The following is a 20653-nucleotide window of genomic DNA, read 5'->3' as shown; positions in this document are numbered from 1 at the left end:
CACCTCACCCTCCCGCACCACGCCCAGCTCACCCTCCCGCGCCGCGCTACTCGAGGAGGTTCCGGATGTCGTCGACGTCGAGGCGGCCGCCGAAGGCGTTGCCGTCGTCCATGACGCTGGCGGACAGCTTGGCCTTGCGATCCTTGAGCGCCATGACCTTCTGCTCGATGGTGTCGGCGGCGATCAGCCGGTACACCATGACGTTGCGGGTCTGGCCGATGCGGTGCGTGCGGTCGACCGCCTGCGCCTCCGTCGCCGGGTTCCACCACGGGTCGAGGATGAAGCAGTAGTCGGCCTCGGTGAGGTTGAGCCCGAACCCGCCGGCCTTGAGGCTGATCAGGAAGACCGGCGCAACCCCCTCCTTGAACTGCGCGATCACCTGCTCACGGTGCCGGGTTGAACCGTCCAGGTAGCAGTACTCGATGCCGGCCGCCTCGAGCCGTTCGCGCACCAGGCCGAGGAAGCCGGTGAACTGGCTGAACACCAGCGCCCGGTGCCCGCCGTCGATGACGTCGCCGAGTTGCTCGATCAGCAGGTCGATCTTGGCGCTGGCGAGGTCGCCGTGCTCGTCGTCGACCAGGCCGGCGTGCAGGCTGAGCTGCCGCAGCAACGTGAGCGAGCGCAGGATCGTGAGCCGGTTCTTGTCGACGTCGTCGAGCAGCCCGAGCACGCGTTGCCGCTCGCGCTGCAGGTGCTTGTCGTAGACCTTGCGGTGCTTCGGGTGCAGCTCGACCTCGAGCACCTGTTCCTGCTTCGCCGGGAGGTCGGCGGCCACCTGCTCCTTCGTCCGCCGCAGCACCAGCGGCTTGATGCGGCGCCGGAACTGCGCCAGCCGGTCGGCGTCGCCCTGCCGCTCGATGGGCCGCCCGTAGTACTCCTCGAACCGGCGCGGGTGCGGGAACAGGCCGGGTGCCGCGATGGACAGCTGCGACCACAGCTCCATGAGGTTGTTCTCCACCGGCGTGCCGGTGACGGCCAGCTTGAACGGCACCGGCAGCCTCCGCGCCGCCTGGTACGTCTTGGACTGGTGGTTCTTCACGTGCTGCGCCTCGTCGAGCACCAGCCCGGACCACCGCGCCTGCCCGTACGCGTCGGCGTCGAGCCGCATCAACGTGTACGTGGTGACGACGACGTCCGCGCCGGCCACGACCTCGTCGAGCGACTGGCCGCGACGCCGCAGCGTGTCACTGACCGGCACGACGGTGAGCCCGGGCGCGAAGCGGGCCGCTTCCGTCACCCAGTTCGACACCACGCTGGTCGGCGCGACGACGAGGAACGGCGGCATGTCAGGGTCGGCCTGCTTGGCGTGGCAGATCAGCGCCAGCGTCTGCAGCGTCTTGCCCAGCCCCATGTCGTCGGCCAGGATGCCGCCGAGCCCGTTCTCCCACAGGAACGTCAGCCAGCGATAGCCGTCGAGCTGGTACGGACGCAGCTGCGCCCGCAGTGTGGTGGGAGGCACGGCGTCGTCGTCGAGTGTGCCGAGCGCCAGGAGTCCGTTCACCTGACGCTGCCAGGCGTCGGCCTGGTGCGTCACGACGCCCAGCTCCGCGAGCTCTTCCCAGAGTCCGGCCTGGAACCGGCTGATCCGGGTACCGTCGCCGGTGTGGTCGCCGAGCGCCCGCGCCTCGTCGATGAGCCGGCGCAGCGCCTGCAGCTCGGGCTTCTCGAGCGAGAAGTACCCGCCGTCCGGGAGCAGCAGGTACGGCTCGTCGCGCGCCAGCGCCGTGAACAGGTCGGTGAACGGGACGTCCTGCCCGTCGGCGGTGATGCTGACGCCGAGGTCGAACCAGTCGGTCTCGCCCTTCTCGGCCTCCGTAGACACCCCGATGACCAGGGAGTCGCCGACCTCGCGGTAGTCGGCCGGCTCACCCATCACCTCGACCTCGACGTCGTCCAGATCACGCAGCCGCGGCAGCGACTCGGTGCTGAACCGCATGGTGTCGAGCCCGTCGAAGTGCCGACGGTCGACCGGCGAACGCCCCCGCGACGGCCGCGACCCCGCGCCGTTGCCGCCGCTGTCGGACGGCGGGCCGAGGTCGAGCAGCCCCGGGTCGAGGCCGGCCAGCAACGCCCGCTCCGCCGCGGGATCGCGGAACCCGTCGTCGGCGCCGTCGGGGAACGGATCGTCCAGCGGCACCCGCCGCGCCGCGTCGCCGACCTGGTAGTGCCACTCCCAGTCCAGCTCCAGCCCGTGACCACTGCCGTAGTCGGCCCGGGCGACCAGCGTCGGCCCGGAGACCTCCGGCGGCACGAACGACCCGTCGGACGAGACGACTGTCGCCAGCCGTTGCAGCCGCGGGACGTACTCGTCGCGGAACCTAGCGGCGTCGGCCGCCGGCACCGTCAGCCGCATGTCGTCGAGCACGAGTTGTTGCAGCTCGCGGCCCGCGGGCGGCTCGAGCTTGGCCAGGCCGAACCGCCAGTTCTGCGGGTCGTTCGTCGTCTCGGGGTTGTCGCGGGGCACGTAGACCACGCCGTGCCCGTCGTCGCCGATGAACCGCACCGGCACGACGTCGCCCTCCACGCCCGCGACCGTCAGGACCGGGATGATGACGAGCTCGCCGGTCCTCCCGTCCGTCGTGACGTCGAGCTCCAGCCGCGCCACGCGATAGCCGTCGACGTCGCCGGAACGCTTCTTGCCGTACACGAACCGGACGCCGAGCCGCGCGGCCTCGTCCAACAGCGGCCACAGCTGGCTGGACTCGAACGCCGTCAGGTCGACGTGCTTCTCGTCCGGGCCGTACGGCGAGTAGGTGGTGTCGCGCCGTCCGGCCTCGTAGAGCAGGAGGAACTGGCGCAGCCAGCGCAACTGATCGATCGGGCCGGCGACGAGCTCAGGCCGCAGCCGCAGTCGCGACCAGGTGAGCTCACCGGCGACCCAGCCGCCGCGTCCGGGTCGCACCAGCCTCGCCAGCAGCCGCGGCGACGTCCCGGCCGCGTCGTCCCACCGCCCCGTCGCGCGCGGCCGGCTGGACAGCGTCAACTCGACGGCGATCTCGACCGACGAATCGCGGCTTGGCCCGCCTCCGCCGAGCAGCGAGTCGAGCGACTGTTTCCAGTCGGCCACGGGCTCCGGCCGGCGGCCCCGCACCGGGCCGCCGTCACTCAGTGCCGTCGCCACCAAAGCGACGACGTGCTTGCAGTCGAACCCGACCGGGCAGGTGCATCGTCCCTCGACGAACACGTAGTTGTCCGGTCCGGCCGGCCGGACGAACGCGACCGTGGAGTACGGCTGACGCGCGCTGCCCACCACCGCGCCGGTGATGATGCCCTCGTTCGCCTCCCACGCGATGTCCATGACCGCGCCGTGCTGGGCGTACATCAGGCCGCGCACGTACGCGGACGGGTCCACCGCCTTCAGCAGACCCGCGTCGTCGTTCGCTTGGATACCCGGCCACATGAAGATCACGCTAGCCGGACCCACCGACAGCCTCCGGCCGACGCGCTCGTCTCCCCGTAGACCGCCGCGCGTTCCCGGGTCGTTCATGGCCCGGCTGTCGGGAGGTTCACCTCGCGCTGGGACCGTCGTCGCAGCTCATGTCGCTGTCGTCGGTCGGCAAAGGGGTCCACGATGATCGAGGTCGAGTTCCGCGCGAGGCGCTTCGGGCGAGTGGTACCAGCACTCGCGGCCGTGCTGCTCGCCGTCGCGATACCCGGGACCGCGGCGGGCGCCGATCCGGCGCCACCCGACGTCCCCCAGGTCCTGACCACGGCCGACGACCACAGCTGCGGGATCACCGAAGGGGTCGTGTTCTGCTTCGGCATCGACAACTTCGGCCAGCTGGGCAACGGTCCGGCGCTGACCGGCAACCAGCCGGCGCCGACCCGCGTCGATGTCAGCGCCCTGCCCGAGGACACCTGGTTCACCGAGGTCAACGCCGCGGACCGGCACAGTTGCGCCGTCACGCGTGGCGGCGACATCTACTGCTGGGGCAACGACAGCACGGGCGCGCTCGGCGACGGACCCGACCGGCCCGAGATCCGCGAGACCCCGACCCGCGTCGACAGGTCGGGCCTGCCCGACGGCGCCGGCTTCGCCTCCGTCACGGCGGGCGAGCACCACACCTGCGGCCTCGCGTCGACCGGCGCCGCCTACTGCTGGGGCGCCGACGGCGCCGCGCCGCTCGGCAACGGCCCCGGCCTGACCGAGCTGCAGCCGACCCCGAGTCCCATCGACACCTCCACGACCGACACCGTCACCTGGCGGTCGATCGACGCCGGAGCCATCCACACCTGCGGCGTCACCACGACGGGCACTGGTTATTGCTGGGGCAATGACGCCTACGGCCAGGTCGGCAACGGCTTCGACCGGTGGGACAACGAGGAGAGCCCGTACCCCGTCGTCATGACCGACCTGCCCGCGGCGACCACGTGGGCGACCGTTCAGGCGGGCGACAACCACACCTGCGGCCGACGACCGACGGCGACGCCTACTGCTGGGGCCGGGACAACCGCGGCCAGCTCGGCAACGGCACCGCGCACTCGGGCAACCAGAACCACGTCCCGCTCCCGGTCGACACGTCCCAGCTGCCGGCCGACACGACCTGGCGCTGGATCTCCGCCGGCGACGAGCTCAGCTGCGCGATCAGCACCGCCGGCGCCCTCTACTGCTGGGGCAGCTTCGTCGGCAACAGCTGGCTGAGCCCGGTCGCCATCGACACGTCCGGCCTGCGCTCGGGGACGACCTTCCGCTACGTCGACGTCGCGACCTCGGGCACGCACATCTGCGCCGAGTCGACGGCCGGGGTCGCGTACTGCTGGGGCGTGGACGTCTTCGGCCAACTCGGCGACGACCCGGTGTTCCGCGACCGGTACCTGCCGCAGGCGCCGGTGGCCTACGCGCCGTGCCCCCGCCCGGACCGCTCGGCCACGGTGATCGTCGGCACCGTCGACACCGGCGTCCCGAACCGCGCTGACGCCCTGGGTTGCACCATCAACGACCTGCTCAACGACGACGCCCCCACCGGCTCTGCCGCCTTCCTCCGCCACGTCGGCGCCGTCACCGACCAACTCGTCGGGGATGGGCTCCTCACCGTCCGGGAGCAAGGCACAATCGTCCGCGCCAGCATCCGCATCGGCTGACCTCCGGTCCACGTCGGTTTCCCGGCGCCTCAGCTGCCGACACCAGCACGCTGCCTCAGAGCGTGTCGGGCGGGCGACTTCGCCCGGGTAGCTGTGGCGCCGAGCCGTGGCCCGTATGGCATGACGGGACGATTAAGCCTCGATCCACCGACGATTGGTGCGGTGGTCGGGCGTGGGAGCGCGGGAATCAGGTGAGCTGATCGCCTGGGGTGGCTGTGGCGCCTAGCCGGGCGACGGGCTTGCGGCCTGCAGAGCTCGTGTCCGGATACAAGTAGAGCCACCGTGTTCACTACTACCCCTCTTTTGTGGCGTCCTTAGCTCCTAACCCCCTAATCTCTGTGGCATGAAGGCTCAAGAACCCCCTAGCTTTTGTGGCGCCTGTGTAGGATCATCCAGATGAGAGACGATGAGCTGCGCCGCTTGCTCAACGATGCCAATCCGTGGTGGTCCAGTTCGGCGTCGGGGGCCGACAGCCTTGCCTGGACCTCCGACAATCGGGTGCTCCGCGACCGATCCGCTTACGACCTCGGCTACCGCGCCCAGATCCTCAGCGACGTCGCGCACTCCGAACCGGATGGCAAGCTCATCGTCCTCACCGGACCTCGGCGGGCCGGCAAGACGGTTGCCTTGTTGGACACCGCAGCAGCCCTGGGTTCGCAGCCTGGTGTGGATGCTCGCCAGATCGTGCACGTGCCTTGCGACGGCATGACTGCGCGAGACCTACGACGCGTCATCACGCTGGGACGCGCACTCACTCGATCCGTTGACGAGCCGGCAGCTCGACGGCGGGTCTGGCTCTTCGATGAGACCTCCGCCATCTCAGGGTGGACGGCCGCGCTCAAGGGTGCTCGCGACAACACCGCCTTCGGAGACGACACCGTCGTAGCGACCGGGAGTCGATGGATCAGCAGCGAGGACGTTCAAGGCAACCTCCTCGCCGGACGCGCCGGCACCGGGACCGGTCACCGCATTCGGCAGCTGATGCCGATGAGCTTCCGCGACTTCCTGGTCGCCACTCGACCAGACCTGCCCGTGCCCGATCGGATACACCCAGCTCGGCTCATCGACGCCGCGACGAAGTCGGCTGTGCAGGATCTCGCGTTCAGCGTGGACGACTTCGACCTTGCTTGGCAGGACTACCTCACTTGTGGTGGGTTTCCGCGAGCCGTGGCCGAGCATCACCGAACCGGCTTCGTCAGCGATGCGTACGTCCGCGACTTGCTCGCCTGGCTACGTGCAGACGTCGACCCCGATGCCCCAACTGAGTCTGTTCCGCTCCTGCTGGCCGGTATCAGCCAGCGCATGACGAGCCCACTGAACGCAGCGGCCACGACACGAGAGCTCGGCTATCCCAACCGAGATGCCTTCGAGCGTCGCCTCGTCCGGCTGCTCAACTCGCACGCACTCTTGCGCAGCCGTCAACGCCGAGACAACGGCGTGGTCGTAGCCGGCGCCCAATACAAGCTGTATCTCACCGACCCGGTGCTCGCGTGGCTCCCGTCGCGTTTGAGCCCAGGCCTGCCCATGCCAGACTTCACGGCTCTCAGCGAAATGACGCTCGCAGTGACTCTCGCTCGAACAATCGATGGACTCGACGAGGGACGCTGGATCGCCGACGACACGATCGGCTATCTGCGCACCGACTCGGGCAACGAAATCGACCTGAGCCCAGTTCGTGTGCCAACCGCCGACGGTGCGAACGCGACCGTGCCCATCGAGTCGAAGTGGGTGGACGCAGGCTGGAGAGGCGAAGCGCGAACCATCGAAGGGCGATTCGGTCGCGGTGTCGTCGCCACCAAGTCCATTCTCGATCTTGACCATCCGAGTTGGGCAGTCCCAGCGCCTATCGTTGCCGCGCTCCTCGGCTGATCATTGACGAGACGAGACCGGCTGACGGACCGATCACTGCTAGGCGGCAGACCCGTGGCGCGGATCGGGCGCGACCGGAACGTCGGCGCGAGCGCCGGCCCATCACTACGCATAAGCCGGCGATATCGCCCGGATATGCGTAGCGTCCCTTCGCGAGGCGAAGATCTCCGTTGCGCATGGGTGTGTGGCGACGGTCAGCCTTCGCGATCCTGCCGCCCGAGGTGCGGCGCGTGCCACTCTTGTGACGTCCGGCTGAGCGCCGCTGCCGCGATCTGCTGGGCCGACGGCGTGTCGAGCGCGGCCAGCATGCTGTCGATGAACTGCTGCGTGTTCTGGTTGCCCTGCTCTCGGTATTCGATGGCTTGGAACAGGCAGTCCAGCTTGTCGGCGTCGTGAGCCACGACCACCTCGAGCGAATCGCCGCTCTCGTAGTCGTCGACGATCCGCTGGATCCCGTCGCGCACGACCTCGGGAGCCGCGGCCACCTGGTCGGCAGTGACCTCCTGATTGCTGGCCGCCTTGAGGTAGCGCCGCCCGAGGTACGGGATGTCGCCGACGCGTGTCTCCTGCGTGTCATGAATGACGGCGAGCAACGCCACCCTGGCCGGCTCGGCACCTTCCATCAAGGCCAGCACGGCGCCGATGAGTGCCGTGCGGTGCGAGTGTTCGGCGATGCTCTCAGGGTCCTTGACGCCGGCGATCCACCACCCGGTTCGCTTGGCGCGCTTCAGCAGGCCGGCCTCGAAGATGTAGTCGACCACACCCTCGATCTGACCCTGGTCAGCCATCAGGCGTCCTCTCTCGCTGGATGCTCGCATCCAGGGCGAGTGTAGGGGCAGACCGTAGACCTGCAGATCCGTACAGGCCAGTGCTGGCCCGCATTCGCCAACCCGACCTCGACAAGGCTCCTTTCAGCGCCTCGGCCGAATTATTCGGCCACGTTGCGGTCGTGGTCTGACGATGTCCTCCGGACCACCGGCCGCGAGTCGATCGACAGGTAGTCTGTGGCTGACCATGGGAGATCGGCTGCCACATGAGCGTCGAAGGGCCGCTGTATGATCGCGATCCCAACGCGTGGTACGCCCACATCGCCGAAGGGAACGCGCGACAAGCTCGTAAACGGGTGTGCGCCGACGTCCTGATCCGCGACACCGCTGGCCGGATGCTCCTGGTAGATCCGCGGTACAAGCCCGGCTGGGATCTCCCCGGCGGAATGGCCGAGGCCAACGAGCCACCGCACATGACTGCGCGACGCGAAGTGCATGAGGAACTCGGCATCGACCTTGAGCTCGGCCGTCTGTTGTGTGTCGACTGGGTGGCACCGCACGGCCCTTGGGACGACCTGCTCGCGTTCGTCTTCGACGGCGGCCGGCTCGTCGCGGACAGGGTGGATCGTATTCGCCTCCAGGACGAAGAACTGGCGGCCTTCGACTTCTGCGACGACGAGCTTGCACGCGACCGCCTCCCACCCTCCATGTCGCGTCGAGTCGCCGCTGCGTCGTCGGCGCTGAGCAGCGGCGAGGTCCAGTACCTGCACGACGGGCGCACGACGCGTTGATCACCTGACGGTGATCGTCATGGCTCCGACATCGGCGCGAAACGGACCACGTGGACATTTGATCCGCTATGTCACATTGGCCCGGTTCTGCTTCCCCTCGAGGAGTCGCGGTGCATCGGTCGGTCATCGTTCGGAGGTTGCTCTCCCTCGCCGTCGCTGCGGCGCTCGCCGCGCCCATCCTTGCGGCGACGCCCAGCTCGCCGCCGGTCAACGCGGCCCCGCCCCCGCCCGTACTCGACCTGGAGACGCTCGACGGCGTCACGGCCGAGCGCATGCTGGAGTCCGGCGAGCTCACGTCCGTCGAGCTCGTGCAGGCGTACCTGGATCGCATCGAGGCGCTCAACAAGAGCGGCCCCGGCCTGAATGCCGTCACACAGATCAACCCGGCCGTCATGGCCGAGGCGCGACGTGCTGACGAGCTGCGCGCCCAGGGCGTCGTACTCGGCCCTGCGCACGGCCTGCCCGTGCTGCTCAAGGACCTCATCGACGTGAAGGGCATGTACACGTCGAACGGCAACTACTCGCTGCGCAACTCCTACCCCGAGGACGATGCCGGCATCGTCAAGAAGCTGCGTGAGAGCGGCGTCATCATCCTCGGCAAGGTGGGCCTGTCGGAGTGGGCGAACAGCTTCGGCAGCCAGCCGTCCGGGTTCGGCAACCTCACCGGCCAGGTGCTCAACGCCAACGACGCCGACCAGAACCCGAGCGGGTCGTCGTCAGGCACGGGAGCCGCCGGCGCCGCCGCTCTGTCGATGCTCACCGTCGGCACCGAGACGTCCGGCTCGATCATCAGCCCGTCGGGCGCGCAGAGCCTGGTCGGCATCCGCCCGACGGTCGGCATCGTGCCTGCCTACGGCATCGGCCCGATCTCGTCGTCGCAGGACACCGCCGGGCCGATGGATCGCACGGTCGCCAACGCGGCCATGCACCTGCAGTCGATGGTCGGCCGCGACCCGAAGAACGAGGCCGGCTACGCCGCCGTCTTCGGGCCGAACTGGCAGGCGTCCATCAAGCGGGCGCCTGAGGAGGCGCCGGACTACATGTCCGCGCTGGACCTCGACTTCGTCCGCGGCCAGCGAATCGGCTACAACGGCACCTTCGAGCCGGGCACACCGGCCGGGCTGGCGTTCGACGCGCTGGTCGCCGCCGGCGCGATCATGGTCGAGCGCCCGTCGATCCCCGTCGGTGACGTGCCCGCGCTGCCGAGCGGCTACCAGCAGCACAAGGCGATCGACGAGTACTACCTGGGCCTCGGCGCTTCCGCTCCGATCAACTCGCTGGAGGAAGAGGTCGCCGTCAACGCGGCCCTGGCCGAGACGGCGCCGGGCGGGCCGAACGAGACGGCGTACCGCGCGGCCATGCCGATCCGGCGAGCTGCGCAGTGGGCCGCCATCGACAGCATGATGAACAACCAGACGCCGGACGACCCGAGCGACGACTTCCTCGCGATCCTGGGCAGCGTGCCGAGCGGAGCGACCGCCGGAACGCCGCAGATCACGATCCCGATGGGGTATTCGACGACCCATCGGCGGGCTCAGAGCGTGTCCATTCACGGGAACGCCTACAGCGAGCGCAACCTGATCGGCGTCGCGTACGTCATCGAGCAGGCCACGCAGTTGCGGCAGCCCGTCTCGGAGCTGAACCCGAGCATGTATCGGTGCGCCCGACACCGTCCCCGCGCCGGCGTTCTCCTCGCGTGGCGGGTGCAACCCTGACTACTCGTCTGCGATGGCCTTGGCCGGGTCGGTGCCGCAGCTGCCGTTCTCGCTCGAGACGGAGACGGCGCAGAGCCTGCAGGCGCAGCAGACGGCCGGGACACTGACGGCAGAGACGTTGACGCGGGCGTACCTGGCCCGGATCGCGGCCGCCAACGCCGAGGGTCCGGCCGTGCAGGCGGTGCGTTCGCTGAACGCCTCGGCTGTCACGGAGGCGCGAGCTCTGGACCAGGAGCGCCGACGGAGTGGGCCGCGCGGTCCGCTGCACGGCATCCCTGTTCTGCTGGACGATTCCTTCGACGTTGAAGGTCTGCCGACGACGGCGGGATCGATCGCTTTGCAGTCGTCCATGCCGTCGGACGATGCCGCTGTGGTCGCGCAGCTGCGGGCGGCTGGGGCGATCATCCTGGGCAAGACCAACGTGACGGAACTCAACGGCGTGTTCGACGCGAACCTGCCCGAGGGCTACTCGTCGCTCGGTGGCCAGGTGCTGCTGCCGTCGGACACCGACAAGACGGTTGCCGGCTCGTCGGCGGGTTCTGCGGCGGCAACGTCCTCCGGTCTGGCCGCGCTCACCATTGGAATGGAGACAGGCACGGACGTGGGCGCACAGCTCATCGCCCCTGCGGGTGTCGCGGGTGTGGTCGGTCTCAAGCCCACGGTCGGCCTGGTCGACGGTGACGGCGTCCTGCCCGCCGCGTCGTCGCAGGACTCGTTCGGTCCACTGACGCGGTCCGTGTACGACGCGGCCGTGGCCCTGGACGCCGTCGACACTGCGTCGGTCGACTACACGGCCGGGCTGTCGCCCTCTGCGTTGGTAGGCGAGAAGGTCGCCGTCGTCGCCGGCGGGACCGGTCCCTACCCGTCCGCCGTGGCGTCGGTCCAGGCCCTCGGCGCGACGACGAGTGAGGTGGCACTCGGTGCGCCGACGACTCGGCCGAGCATCGTGCTGCGGGAGTTCGGGCAGGATCTCGACACGTACCTGACGGGCGCTTCGGGCGGGGCGTCGTCGCTGGACGAGGTCATCGAGTACAACGCCGCCAACCCGGTCGAGGGCCTGAAGTACCAGCAGAACGAGCTGCTCGCGGCGTCTTCGGCGACGATGGAGACGTACGAGTCGGACCTGACCGTGGGGCGCGCCGAGAGCGCGGCGGTCATCGACTCGGTCCTCTCGTCGGGCCACGACGTGATCATGGTGCCGAGCAACAGCACCCTGGTCGGGATCGCCGACCGCGCCGGCTACCCCGTCCTCACCGTTCCCGCGGGCGAGGGCACGGGCAACGCCGGCCGCAACCCCATCGGCGTCACCTTCGTCGGGACGGCGGGCAGCGAGGCATCGCTGCTGGCGGCGGGGTACGCGTTCGAGCAGGGCCACTCGTACGACCGGCGCGCTCCGGGCGTTACGAACCCCTCGATGTGGCGCTGCACCCCCGGCGGCTCGTTCTTCACCGGCGAGCTCTGCAACCCCGGCGACGAGGGCGAAGCCCTCGCTGAACTCGTCGACGGCGTCGGCCCCGGCCGCAGCTGGGCCACGCTGGTCAGCCAGATCCAGTCCGCCAAGTCCGACGACCGCCCGGCCATCGCCTGCTCCCTAATCGACGCCCTGGTGTCCAACGTCGGCAGGTCCGGTAGGGGCGTCCCCGCCACAACAGCTGCGCCGATCACCACCGAGGCGTCCCGCCTCGGTGCGGTCACCGGCTGCGCCCCGCGGTAGCTAGAACCGACGCTGGGTGGGCTCCGAAAGGCGAGACCCGCCCAGCATCACCCTCTTCAACCGACCATGGAGGTTTCCGCCTACCACCGCTCGCTCGCTTCTGGGCACGCTTCAAGCCAGACGGCCTCGGAGCGATCGAGGATGACTTCAACGATTATAGAAACGTCCCTCAGAACTGTCGCACGGTCGCCGGACCGTCCAGAACCTCCATTCATGAAGTGGAGGTCCTGGATGACCTTGGACTCCCAGATCCCCGTCTCCCTCTCTAACGTCTATTGCTGGGCCGGACAAACCGCCTAACACTTCACGGATCGACCGAGCCACCCGACACTTGTAGCCCGGCCGTACTTGAGGTCAGCCCTGAGCCACAGTCGGCGGCATGTGCGGCATGCACGAAAGACTCTCGGCGCGCACCGCACGGTAACCCGACTTCAGTCCAGTCTTCGCTTCGCCGCAGGAACGACACTTCTTGGTCTTTGCCTCGATCAACGCCAGCTCACGCCGTCGAGCAACTCGTCAACCGATGCTGGCTTAGCACCACCATCGGTGGTGAATGCCTCTGCGACAAGGTCTATGATCGCCAGCGCCGCCGGCTGGTGGCGGACATTGACCTGCTCCTGAATGTATTCCAGGCCACCGTTGGCGTACTCCCCGAAGATGTTGATCCGTTCCTCTACGCGAGTCGAGTCCATGACCTCCGGGTCGTCTGGGACGACATTCGCCGCGATCATATTTATCAAAGCTTCGCTGAAGGGCGGCGCCGTAAGGGTGTCGTAGCGGATCGCATCACCGACTCCAGTAGTGAACGGCACGCGGCGATCGTGACGGAACCCTACGGCGGCTGCGAACAGGAGGACGTCGCGGAAGGTGGGGAAGTGTGCATCCTCCTGGAGCTCCACCATGAGCGCCTCGTGCTGCTGCGGACGCCGAATAGTGCGGAGGTCTGCTGGGATGGTCACTTGATCACCTTCAACTCGGAGTGGTCCGACTCGGCGGACCGGATGTACGGGTAGGACCTGCCCTCGAGCTCGATGTCGTCGGCCACGCTTCCCGGTGCGGTCGTATGAGTCTCGATGACACCGAGGTGACTGACAAAGGGCATCAGCTCGGTCACGACCTTGCCCAGGCCCTGACTCTTGCTGACCAGGACCACCAGCTGAGGCGCCATCTTCGCCAACGCCCGTGAGACGGCCTCCTGGTAGTCCTGGTCGAGCGACCCAAAGGCGGCATCCATGACGATGGGATAGGTGCCGGCGTCCTCGGCTGAGTCACCCTCCGCCCGACGCTCCTTCCGGATCTCGCGGGCGAGCTTGGATACGGCCGCTACGAAGCTCAGACTCAGAATCTGGTTTTCGCCCGTCGACTTCGGCACGGGCAGTTCGACGCCGTTGACGTTCTTGTGGAGCGTCAGCTCGAAGCCGGTGCTGAGCGTCGGCACGTGGTTCTGGTGCGTGATGCTGCGGAACACGGCCTTGAGCTCAGCGTCAAGGCGCTTGCGCATGTCCTCCTCGCGGATCGCGAGTATCTCCTCTAGCGCCCGCTTCACGGACTGCACAAGGTCGGAGCGAGATCGCGCTTTGGCAGCCAATTCGTCGGTTACCTCGGCCCTTGAACGCTCCTTGGTCTTCTGCTCGATCTCCTTGGCGATGTTCTTCAACTCGGACTCGATCGCGCCCTTCCGCTGGTCCTTGGCGCTGATCCGGTTCTCCAGATCCATGCGTTTGGTCTCAAGTGCTTGGACGTCCTCCATACGGCTGTCCCGCAACTTGCCGTCGAGCTCGGACTTCCGCTCTTCTAGCCGCGCAACGCGGTCGCGCTCGGCGCCGATCCGCTTCATGAGCGTGGCCAACGACTCGCGCAGCTCGTCGCGGGCGCCGGACAGGGGCGCGATTTGACCACGGAGCCGTTGCCACGCGGTCTCGACCGCCTGCAGCCCGGCCCGTTGGCGCCAATCCTGGACATGCTCTCGTGGTGCGCTGTGCTCGGCTAACGGTGTGCCACAGATACACGAGCCGTCCTCCAGCAGTTGGTCGACGAACTCGCGCTTGAGCGGCGCAGGCAGCGCTCCCTTCTGGTAGAGACCTTCCGCCATCGCCTCGGTCGCCTGGCCGAGGGTGTCGGTAAACGCCTGGAAGCCGCGGGTCGCAACCAGCAGGCCACGCTCAGAGATGGCGCCTTTGAGCGCAGCCCGCGCTTCAGTCAACTCATTCGTCACTGCGTCGCGCTCGGCCTGGATTGGAGCCGCCTCAGCGTCCTTGCGGAGGAGCTCCGTGACGCCATCACGCTCCTCGATAAGGGTTGCCAGGTCGCCTTCGAGTAGCTTTTGCTCTTCCCGTGCCGCGATCTGCCGCTCGGTCAGGACGTCGATCGCCTCTTGGATCTCGCTGGCCTTGGCGCCGCCGTGCTTCTTCAGCTCGGCGGTCAGCTTGCGGTCGGCCTTGGGGAGGTGAGCGATAGCGCGCTCCACCTGCTCGAGGTCGAGCAGCACCTTGATGTCCTTCTGAACTTCGGCGTAGGCACCCTTCTTGACCAGGTTCTCGATGCGCTCCCCGTTGAAGAAGAAGAACCGGCTGACCCCGCGCGGCAGGATGCTGTAAATCGTCTCCTGCGGCGCGCCGACGATCTCCGACGAGCCGTCCGGCTTGGTCATCCACAATTGGACCTCGGGTGATGGGACGCCCTGCTGGTCGGATTCCTTGCGCAGGATTGCGCTCCGCAGGAGGCGGTAATCCCTACCCTCATGGTCGAAGCGCACGTCGACGGCAACGTCGGCGGTGTTGCCCATCGGCAGAGCTCGCCAGACGCTGTCGGTGATCATGCGGTCCTGCTGCTCAACGTCGTCTGACATCGTGCCGTAGAGCGCCCACGTGAAGGCGTTCAGGAAAGTGGTCTTGCCGGCTCCGTTCGCGCCAAACAAGAGCGAGACCGCCTTGAACTCGTCCGAGGTCAAGTCGAACGACTGGGCGCCCTGGAACTGGCGGAAGTTGGTCAGCGTGATGGACTGTAGCTTCACGGGATGATCTCCTTCACCGCCGCCAGCAGGTCTTCGGTGGCGTCATAGGCGGTCAGATGGAGCTTGCCTCGTTCGATTTCCAGCACACGCTTGAGAAGTGCGCGCTCTTCGTCGCTCAACTCTTCAAGCACCTGCTTCTCGGTCCGTCCCGCAGTGACCATGCCGCCCTCCCCTTGACGTGCGTTATTCGTTCTTACATGTCCATGAGCTGGTAGCGCTCCTTTAGCGGGCGCAGCGCATCAAGCGTCGTTTCGTAGTTCTCTGCTAATTTGCCGAACTCGTTGGTCCTCTGAAGCTCTCGGGTGAGCAGGGCGCGTTCGACGTCGAAGTTGATCGGAGCCCCCGAGGGCGGCACCGCCACGTAGTCCAAGATCTCAGCGCGCTCCTTGCCTTCGGCCCGCCGCAGGAGCCGACCTCGTCGCTGGATGAACTGCCGCGGGTTGCTGCTGCTGGCCAACAGATAACCGGTCCGCGCATCCGGGATGTCCACGCCCTCGTCCAAGCAGCGCATCGCCACGAGCACCCGCAGGTCGTTGCCTGTGCCGAAGCGGCGAAGCAGCACCTTCCGCTCTGCCCGCGGGGTTTCGGAGATGTAGGAATGGGCGGAGAGGTGCAACTGATTGCCGACCAGGTCCATGACGTCTCTGAGCTGGTTCGGTCCTGATGGCTCGCCCGGCTCCGTCGGTCGGTTGCCTTCGGCGCAGTAGATCAGTTGGAACCAGGAATCGCTACGGACGCTGAGGTCCCCCCGCAATGCGGCGAACTTTCCTTCGGCGTGCCCGAGCACGCCCGCCCGCTGGCGCAGCAGGAAGCCCAAAGGTGAGGTTGGATCGGCATTCCCGAGCTCATCACCAGCTGCAATCCGCGTCGCGATCTGGGCCGTCAGGGCGACGTAGAGGTTGGTCTCGTCATCGTTGAGCTCGACAAGCCGCGGGACGTACAGGTAGCGCGTGAGCGCGCCAATCCGGATGGCGTCGCCAAGACCGAGTTCGAACACGATCGGGCCGAAGTAGTCGATCAGCGCATCGGTGCCCTCATCGTCGAACCAGCGCTCGGGGGTTGCGGACAATGCCAGCCGGTAGGTGGCGTTCGGGGGGAGAGACGCTCGATACCTTGACGAACCGAGGTTGTGTGCTTCGTCAGCGATGATCAGCAGGGGCTGGGTGATCCGCGACAGCACTGACTGGAACTTCTCACCCGCGAACGAGGTGTTGGTGGCGACGATGGCAACAACTGGCCGCTGGCCCAACCGCGCCTCGACCAACTGCTCTTCCACGACCGGCTGCCATTTCTGGCTCGATTCGTACACCGCCACGGGCCGAACGCCGAAGCCCTCGACCTCGGTGATCCACTGATCGACGAGGTGCTGGAGCGGAGCCAGAATGAGGACGACCATGGGTTGCTCGCGCTGCCGGAGCACGTTCGCAAGCTGTGCGGCGGCGATCATGGCGGTCTTCGTCTTACCGGTGCCTGTGGCCATCTTGAGGATGCCACGCCCCTGGTGGCGCAGCCACGACTCGATTGCTCTGCGCTGGTAGTCGCGAACTTCCAGCCAACCAGGGATCGTAAGCCGACTCGGCTCGGAGAGCACTACTGGCGCGGGAGTGAGAGCGTCGTCTCGCCCGGGCAAGGGACGGTACGGGCGCTCCGCGCCCAGCTTGACCAGGCGGTCGCGCGCCAGGTCTGGGAAGCACTCGATACTGAGTTTCGGCGTTTGGTTTGACCACAGTGCCTGGAAGTCGGCTTCAAGGCGGAGGGCCCGAGCACCGTCGCCGGCTACCCAGCCGCGGTAGATCTCCACCGACTCGAAGTTGGCCATCAGGCCGCCATACGTCTCGTTGCTGCTGCCGGTGAAACCGACCAGATCGCCGTCCTCGTCGCGGAACACGCCGATCTTCTCGTGGTAGATGCCCACGCGGCCCTCGTGCTCGACGAAGGCCAGCTTGATGTCCAACCGGCCCTCAGCGATTAGTCGGCCGACCATACCGAGCCCGTCGAGCACGGTCTCTCGAGACTCTTGCTCGAGCTCGCGAATTGTTGCCCGCTCGATGACCTGCCGCAGATCGTAACCACGCTCGATGTCAACGATGTCGTCCTCATTGAGGTGCGGAGAAGCGATCAGTCGCATGGAGCCACCCCGCTCGGCAAAAGCCTCGATGCCGCGGGCGTACAGAGCCAGGCTTGTCGACGTGAAGTAGCCAACCGCTCGCCCATAGCTCGTGGCGACGGTGAAGGCCGGCACGAAGAAGCTCGCGACCACGTCTTCCTTGTCGCTCCGGTAACGGTCAATCAGGTCGAGCGAGCGGAGCCCGCGTGGTTGTCCCGTCATAGCAAGTTCAGGATCTCGTCGACATCGGCGCGGCGCGTGGGCCGCTCGCCAACCTGTCCCGCCTCCAGGTCCTGGCGAACGCTCGTTAGCAGGTCCGCAATATCGCCGTCGCCCCGTTCGCGATACCCCCCGATGATGCTGCTGACTGGCGATGCCTCGGGCAGACTGATTGCTGCTGTCAGTGCGGCACGTGCCGCGTCGAGATCGACCGTCATCGGCGCACCCACCAAGCTCAGCGCATCGAGCAGCGGGTTGCCGGTAAGTTCGCGGGCAGCCTCGAAACTGAAGGTTGCGTCGTCGTGCATGACCAGGAAGCTCTCCGCACCGACCGCGACGTCCTGGTCCATGAGGAAACGTCGGATGGTGCCGAATTGCGGCTGTGTCCCCGACCATGCGATGGTCTGCGGACCGAGCGGCGACTCAAGGTAGCGAGTCTGGCCGAACTGCATGTCGAGGATGGTAGCGATCGCGACCGGCGCAACCGAGCCGCTGCCCCGAAGGTGATCAGGCGTGATGCGGACACGGTAAGCCCAGCCGTCCGGGCGCCGGAACAAGCGCCGTGTCCGTTCCGGAGTCTTGCGGATCGAGCGGTCGCCCGCCGCCATCCGGACAACACCATCGCTGCTGGAGAACGGCGGGGTGCTTGCGTACGCGATGACGCTGCTTGCCGTCACGCTGTACTGGCCCGTGATGTACTCGATCAGTTCATTGAGGTCAGCGTGCCCTCCTCGACGCGCTACCTGCTCTCGGAGCACCGACCGGATGCCGGCGTAGGTCTCCAGCCCCCATTCCTTGAGGGCCCAGCGGTCGCGGTCGACGCGGTCGAAGCGGTCGTCTGAACTCATGGCGTTGCGCAGCGAACCAGGACTGCGCTCGAAGATGAAGCGATCGACGATCTCCTGAGCGCTGAGGGGCGAGCCGACGATCGCCAGGACCGCGGCGCCGTAGTCGCCCACCGAGTGTGTGCGCATGATCACGTGGCCTTCGTCGACAACGTAGCCGCAGTACGTGAGCCAAGCGGCCGTCAGCTCCGCCTTGTGGTCGGGCTCAGTGGTCTGGACAAGATCGAGTTCGTCGAGACGCACAACGCCGTAGGGGTCGGCACACTCCTGTAGCTGGGTCTGCGTCGCGGCCTGTGCCGCGGTCATGGTGGGGACGACGCACCAGCCATCCTCGATCTCGTAGGCGTCATCGAGCCGGTCTAGGACGCGCCAGGCAGGCTGTCCGACCGATTCAACTCGATTGCCGAGTGCCGGGACCAGCGCCAAGAGCTCGTCGAGCGGGCGGATCGTACCGATGAGGGTGCGGGCTGTGCTCGCAATCAGCTTCAGGGCGCTGCCGTCCGAGATGTTGCTAAGCATTGCGCCGCGAGCCTTGCCCTCGATCTGGCGGACCCGCTCACGGGTCACGCCTAGCGCCTGTCCGATCTCGTCGAGAGTGGCCGGCTGGTCGGCAAAGAGGCGATCGGCCAGGACGCGCGCTGCCCGTGGATCGAGGCCCGCCAGGACGTCGTCGAACAGCGCTGCGGCGTCCTGTCCTGTGCCTGCCTTGTCGACGACGTCGTCGGTCCGCAGCCGCTCCAGGCGTTCGCGCGCCTTCACGACCTCGTCGGGAGCGCCCGGCGCGATTGGCTCGCCCAGCAGCGGCCGATCGGTGAGCCCGGCGGTAGCGTACCAACTCGCGATCTTGGTGAGGTCATATAGAGCATCCCAGCTCCAATCCGTGAGGTGACCTGGCTCGCCAGCCGTTCTTGGCACCGTGCTGGTCGCGGTCTGTGTCACTACGGTTGGGGTTGCGAGCGAGCTTGAGACGTCGGCGAGCGCCTGAAGAATGGCGTCGATCGTCCCGACGCCTACCTGGCGCCATTCCATCATCGAGCCGAGCGTGGTGCCGAGCAGGTCTCCGGCTCGACGGCAGCCTTCGCGGGTCAACGCGTTGGCGGCGCGAACCGGGAGCTCCAGATGCAAAAGATCAACGCTGGCCGGCAGACCGGGGAGGATCTGGCTGATGGTCCAGCGACTCAGGTGTGCCATCGCGAGTTCCGAGATGGCAGCCAGCCGCCGGCGATGGGTTACCCGATCGGTGTCGTCCATCGGTTCGATCCACCAGGTCTCGTCGGCGTCGCCGACGACGCCCTTGAGCCACGGGAATGCGTCGAGCCAGGTGCTGGGACGCATGTCGTCGAACAAGGCGTCCTCGGTCATGTTGGGTCCTCTCCTTCCGATGCGGCTCCTTATAGCGCGTACCTCGGACACTTCGCCTGGCCCGAATCCTGACCGGCGCGACTCACAAGTAGACAGTAACGACACGCACCAACACCTGGCCCGTCTCCGTTCGCAGCCGCCTTGGGCGTAGCCACACCGCCGCAGCGCTGGGAGCGATGGGCGCTAGGACAGACTGTCTGAGTAAGTGTTGGGAAAGGTGCTATCTGGGGTGCGCGGGTTGCCATGGGCGTCGTCCGGGCGCGGGTGCCAGGCGTCGGGTCATGAGGCCGATCATCGCCCACTTGATCATCGCTTCGGAGTGTTCGGGGAGGCGTTCGTAGTCGCGTGCCAGGCGTCGGGTTCGCATCAGCCAGGACAGTGTTCGTTCGACCACCCAGCGGCGCGGGAGGACTTCGAAGGTGTGCCGGCCCTCGGGTTTGCGCACGATGTCGACCAGGATGCGGCAGTGCTGCTGGGCCCAGGCGATCAGCTTGCCGACGTAGCCGCCATCGGCCCAGACCAGCGCGATCGAGGGCATGGCCATCTTCGCCCGCGCCAGCACCGGGCGGGCGCCGACGCGGTCTTGCAGGCCGGCCGTGGTGACCAGCACCACGATGAGCAGCCCGAGGGTGTCGGTGACGATGTGGCGTTTGCGGCCGTTCACCTTCTTACCAGCGTCGTAGCCCCGACTGTCGCGCCCGACGGTGTCCGCGCCCTTCACCGACTGGGCGTCCACGATCCCTGCGCTGGCCATCGGGTCACGCCCGTTCCCATCACGAACCTGAGCGCGCAGCGCGTCGTGGATCCGGTCGGTCACCCCGGCCTCGTTCCAGGTCTTGAAGTACCAGTACACCGTGTCCCACGGCGCGAAGTCGTGCGGCAACTGCCGCCACGAACAACCCGTCCGATTCACGTACAAGATCGCGTCCACGATCCGGCGCCGGGCATGCTTGGCCGGACGCCCACCCGGCTTCACCGGCACCATCGGCGCGATCAACTCCCACTGCGCATCGGTCAGGTCCGACGGGTACCGCGGTGTCGACAACGTGTCCATGAACCACCACAATCACCACGTCCGTCACATCAGTCACGCAGGCACGCCGAACCACTTTCCCAACACGCACTAAGGGAGGACTCGTATCGAGTCTGCTATGGCAAACTGCACCTGC

The 20653-nt window shown here is 67.3% G+C and carries 13 protein-coding genes and 1 pseudogene; 6 read left to right on the top strand and 8 right to left on the bottom strand.

Features of this window, described 5'->3' with window-relative positions; translation table 11 throughout:
* Positions 1–46: 46 nt before the first annotated feature.
* Positions 47–3400: a DEAD/DEAH box helicase gene (locus BLV05_RS10115; RefSeq protein WP_046771664.1), complete on the bottom strand. Its 3354-nt coding sequence runs from the start codon at positions 3398–3400 to the stop codon at positions 47–49.
* 171 nt (positions 3401–3571) lie between these two features.
* Here BLV05_RS10115 and BLV05_RS38550 point away from each other — a divergent pair.
* The 3 genes and pseudogenes from BLV05_RS38550 to BLV05_RS10100 all read left to right on the top strand — a co-directional run.
* Positions 3572–4348: pseudogene (locus BLV05_RS38550) on the top strand (RCC1 domain-containing protein); the annotation flags it as partial.
* 23 nt (positions 4349–4371) lie between these two features.
* Positions 4372–5082 carry an RCC1 domain-containing protein gene (locus BLV05_RS37605; protein ID WP_046771647.1) on the top strand — a complete coding sequence of 237 codons (711 nt, stop codon included), beginning with the start codon at positions 4372–4374 and terminating at the stop codon, positions 5080–5082.
* A 396-nt stretch (positions 5083–5478) separates the two neighbouring features.
* The gene (locus BLV05_RS10100) at positions 5479–6951 is read left to right on the top strand and encodes an AAA family ATPase (RefSeq protein WP_046771648.1); all 1473 of its coding nucleotides are present in this window, start codon (positions 5479–5481) and stop codon (positions 6949–6951) included.
* 194 nt (positions 6952–7145) lie between these two features.
* Here the strand turns inward: BLV05_RS10100 and BLV05_RS10095 are convergent, their stop codons facing one another.
* Positions 7146–7739, bottom strand: coding sequence for an HD domain-containing protein (locus tag BLV05_RS10095; RefSeq protein ID WP_046771649.1), 594 nt, complete (start codon positions 7737–7739; stop codon positions 7146–7148).
* A gap of 245 nt (positions 7740–7984) precedes the next feature.
* On the opposite strand from BLV05_RS10095, the gene BLV05_RS10090 reads away from it, so the two are divergent.
* The 3 genes from BLV05_RS10090 to BLV05_RS10080 all read left to right on the top strand — a co-directional run bounded on the left by BLV05_RS10090 (position 7985) and on the right by BLV05_RS10080 (position 11938).
* Positions 7985–8509 carry an NUDIX domain-containing protein gene (locus tag BLV05_RS10090; protein WP_046771650.1) on the top strand — a complete coding sequence of 175 codons (525 nt, stop codon included), beginning with the start codon at positions 7985–7987 and terminating at the stop codon, positions 8507–8509.
* 110 nt (positions 8510–8619) lie between these two features.
* Positions 8620–10224 carry an amidase family protein gene (locus tag BLV05_RS10085; protein ID WP_160312806.1) on the top strand — a complete coding sequence of 535 codons (1605 nt, stop codon included), beginning with the start codon at positions 8620–8622 and terminating at the stop codon, positions 10222–10224.
* A 13-nt stretch (positions 10225–10237) separates the two neighbouring features.
* On the top strand, positions 10238–11938 hold the full coding sequence (locus BLV05_RS10080; RefSeq protein ID WP_052762963.1) for an amidase family protein: 1701 nt from the start codon (positions 10238–10240) through the stop codon (positions 11936–11938).
* 485 nt (positions 11939–12423) lie between these two features.
* On the opposite strand, the gene BLV05_RS10075 is transcribed toward BLV05_RS10080, so the two are convergent.
* The 6 genes from BLV05_RS10075 to BLV05_RS10055 all read right to left on the bottom strand — a co-directional run bounded on the left by BLV05_RS10075 (position 12424) and on the right by BLV05_RS10055 (position 20538).
* Positions 12424–12897, bottom strand: a complete 474-nt coding sequence (locus BLV05_RS10075; protein ID WP_046771651.1) for a hypothetical protein — start codon at positions 12895–12897, stop codon at positions 12424–12426.
* Positions 12894–14951 carry an AAA family ATPase gene (locus tag BLV05_RS10070; protein ID WP_046771652.1) on the bottom strand — a complete coding sequence of 686 codons (2058 nt, stop codon included), beginning with the start codon at positions 14949–14951 and terminating at the stop codon, positions 12894–12896. Before BLV05_RS10070 ends, BLV05_RS10075 begins: the two co-directional genes overlap by 4 nt.
* On the bottom strand, positions 14948–15112 hold the full coding sequence (locus tag BLV05_RS35715; protein WP_157524234.1) for a hypothetical protein: 165 nt from the start codon (positions 15110–15112) through the stop codon (positions 14948–14950). The genes BLV05_RS10070 and BLV05_RS35715 overlap by 4 nt, the downstream gene beginning before the upstream one ends.
* 32 nt (positions 15113–15144) lie before the next feature.
* Positions 15145–17280, bottom strand: coding sequence for a DEAD/DEAH box helicase family protein (locus BLV05_RS10065; protein WP_046771653.1), 2136 nt, complete (start codon positions 17278–17280; stop codon positions 15145–15147).
* Positions 17277–19484, bottom strand: a complete 2208-nt coding sequence (locus BLV05_RS10060; RefSeq protein ID WP_046771654.1) for a sigma factor-like helix-turn-helix DNA-binding protein — start codon at positions 19482–19484, stop codon at positions 17277–17279. The genes BLV05_RS10065 and BLV05_RS10060 overlap by 4 nt, the downstream gene beginning before the upstream one ends.
* Before the next feature lie 220 nt (positions 19485–19704).
* Positions 19705–20538, bottom strand: a complete 834-nt coding sequence (locus BLV05_RS10055; protein ID WP_083421299.1) for an IS5 family transposase — start codon at positions 20536–20538, stop codon at positions 19705–19707.
* Positions 20539–20653: the final 115 nt, after the last annotated feature.

It is taken from the genome of Jiangella alkaliphila, from assembly GCF_900105925.1.
Taxonomy (GTDB): Bacteria; Actinomycetota; Actinomycetes; order Jiangellales; family Jiangellaceae; genus Jiangella; species Jiangella alkaliphila.
This window is presented reverse-complemented; position numbering and strand designations above follow the sequence as displayed.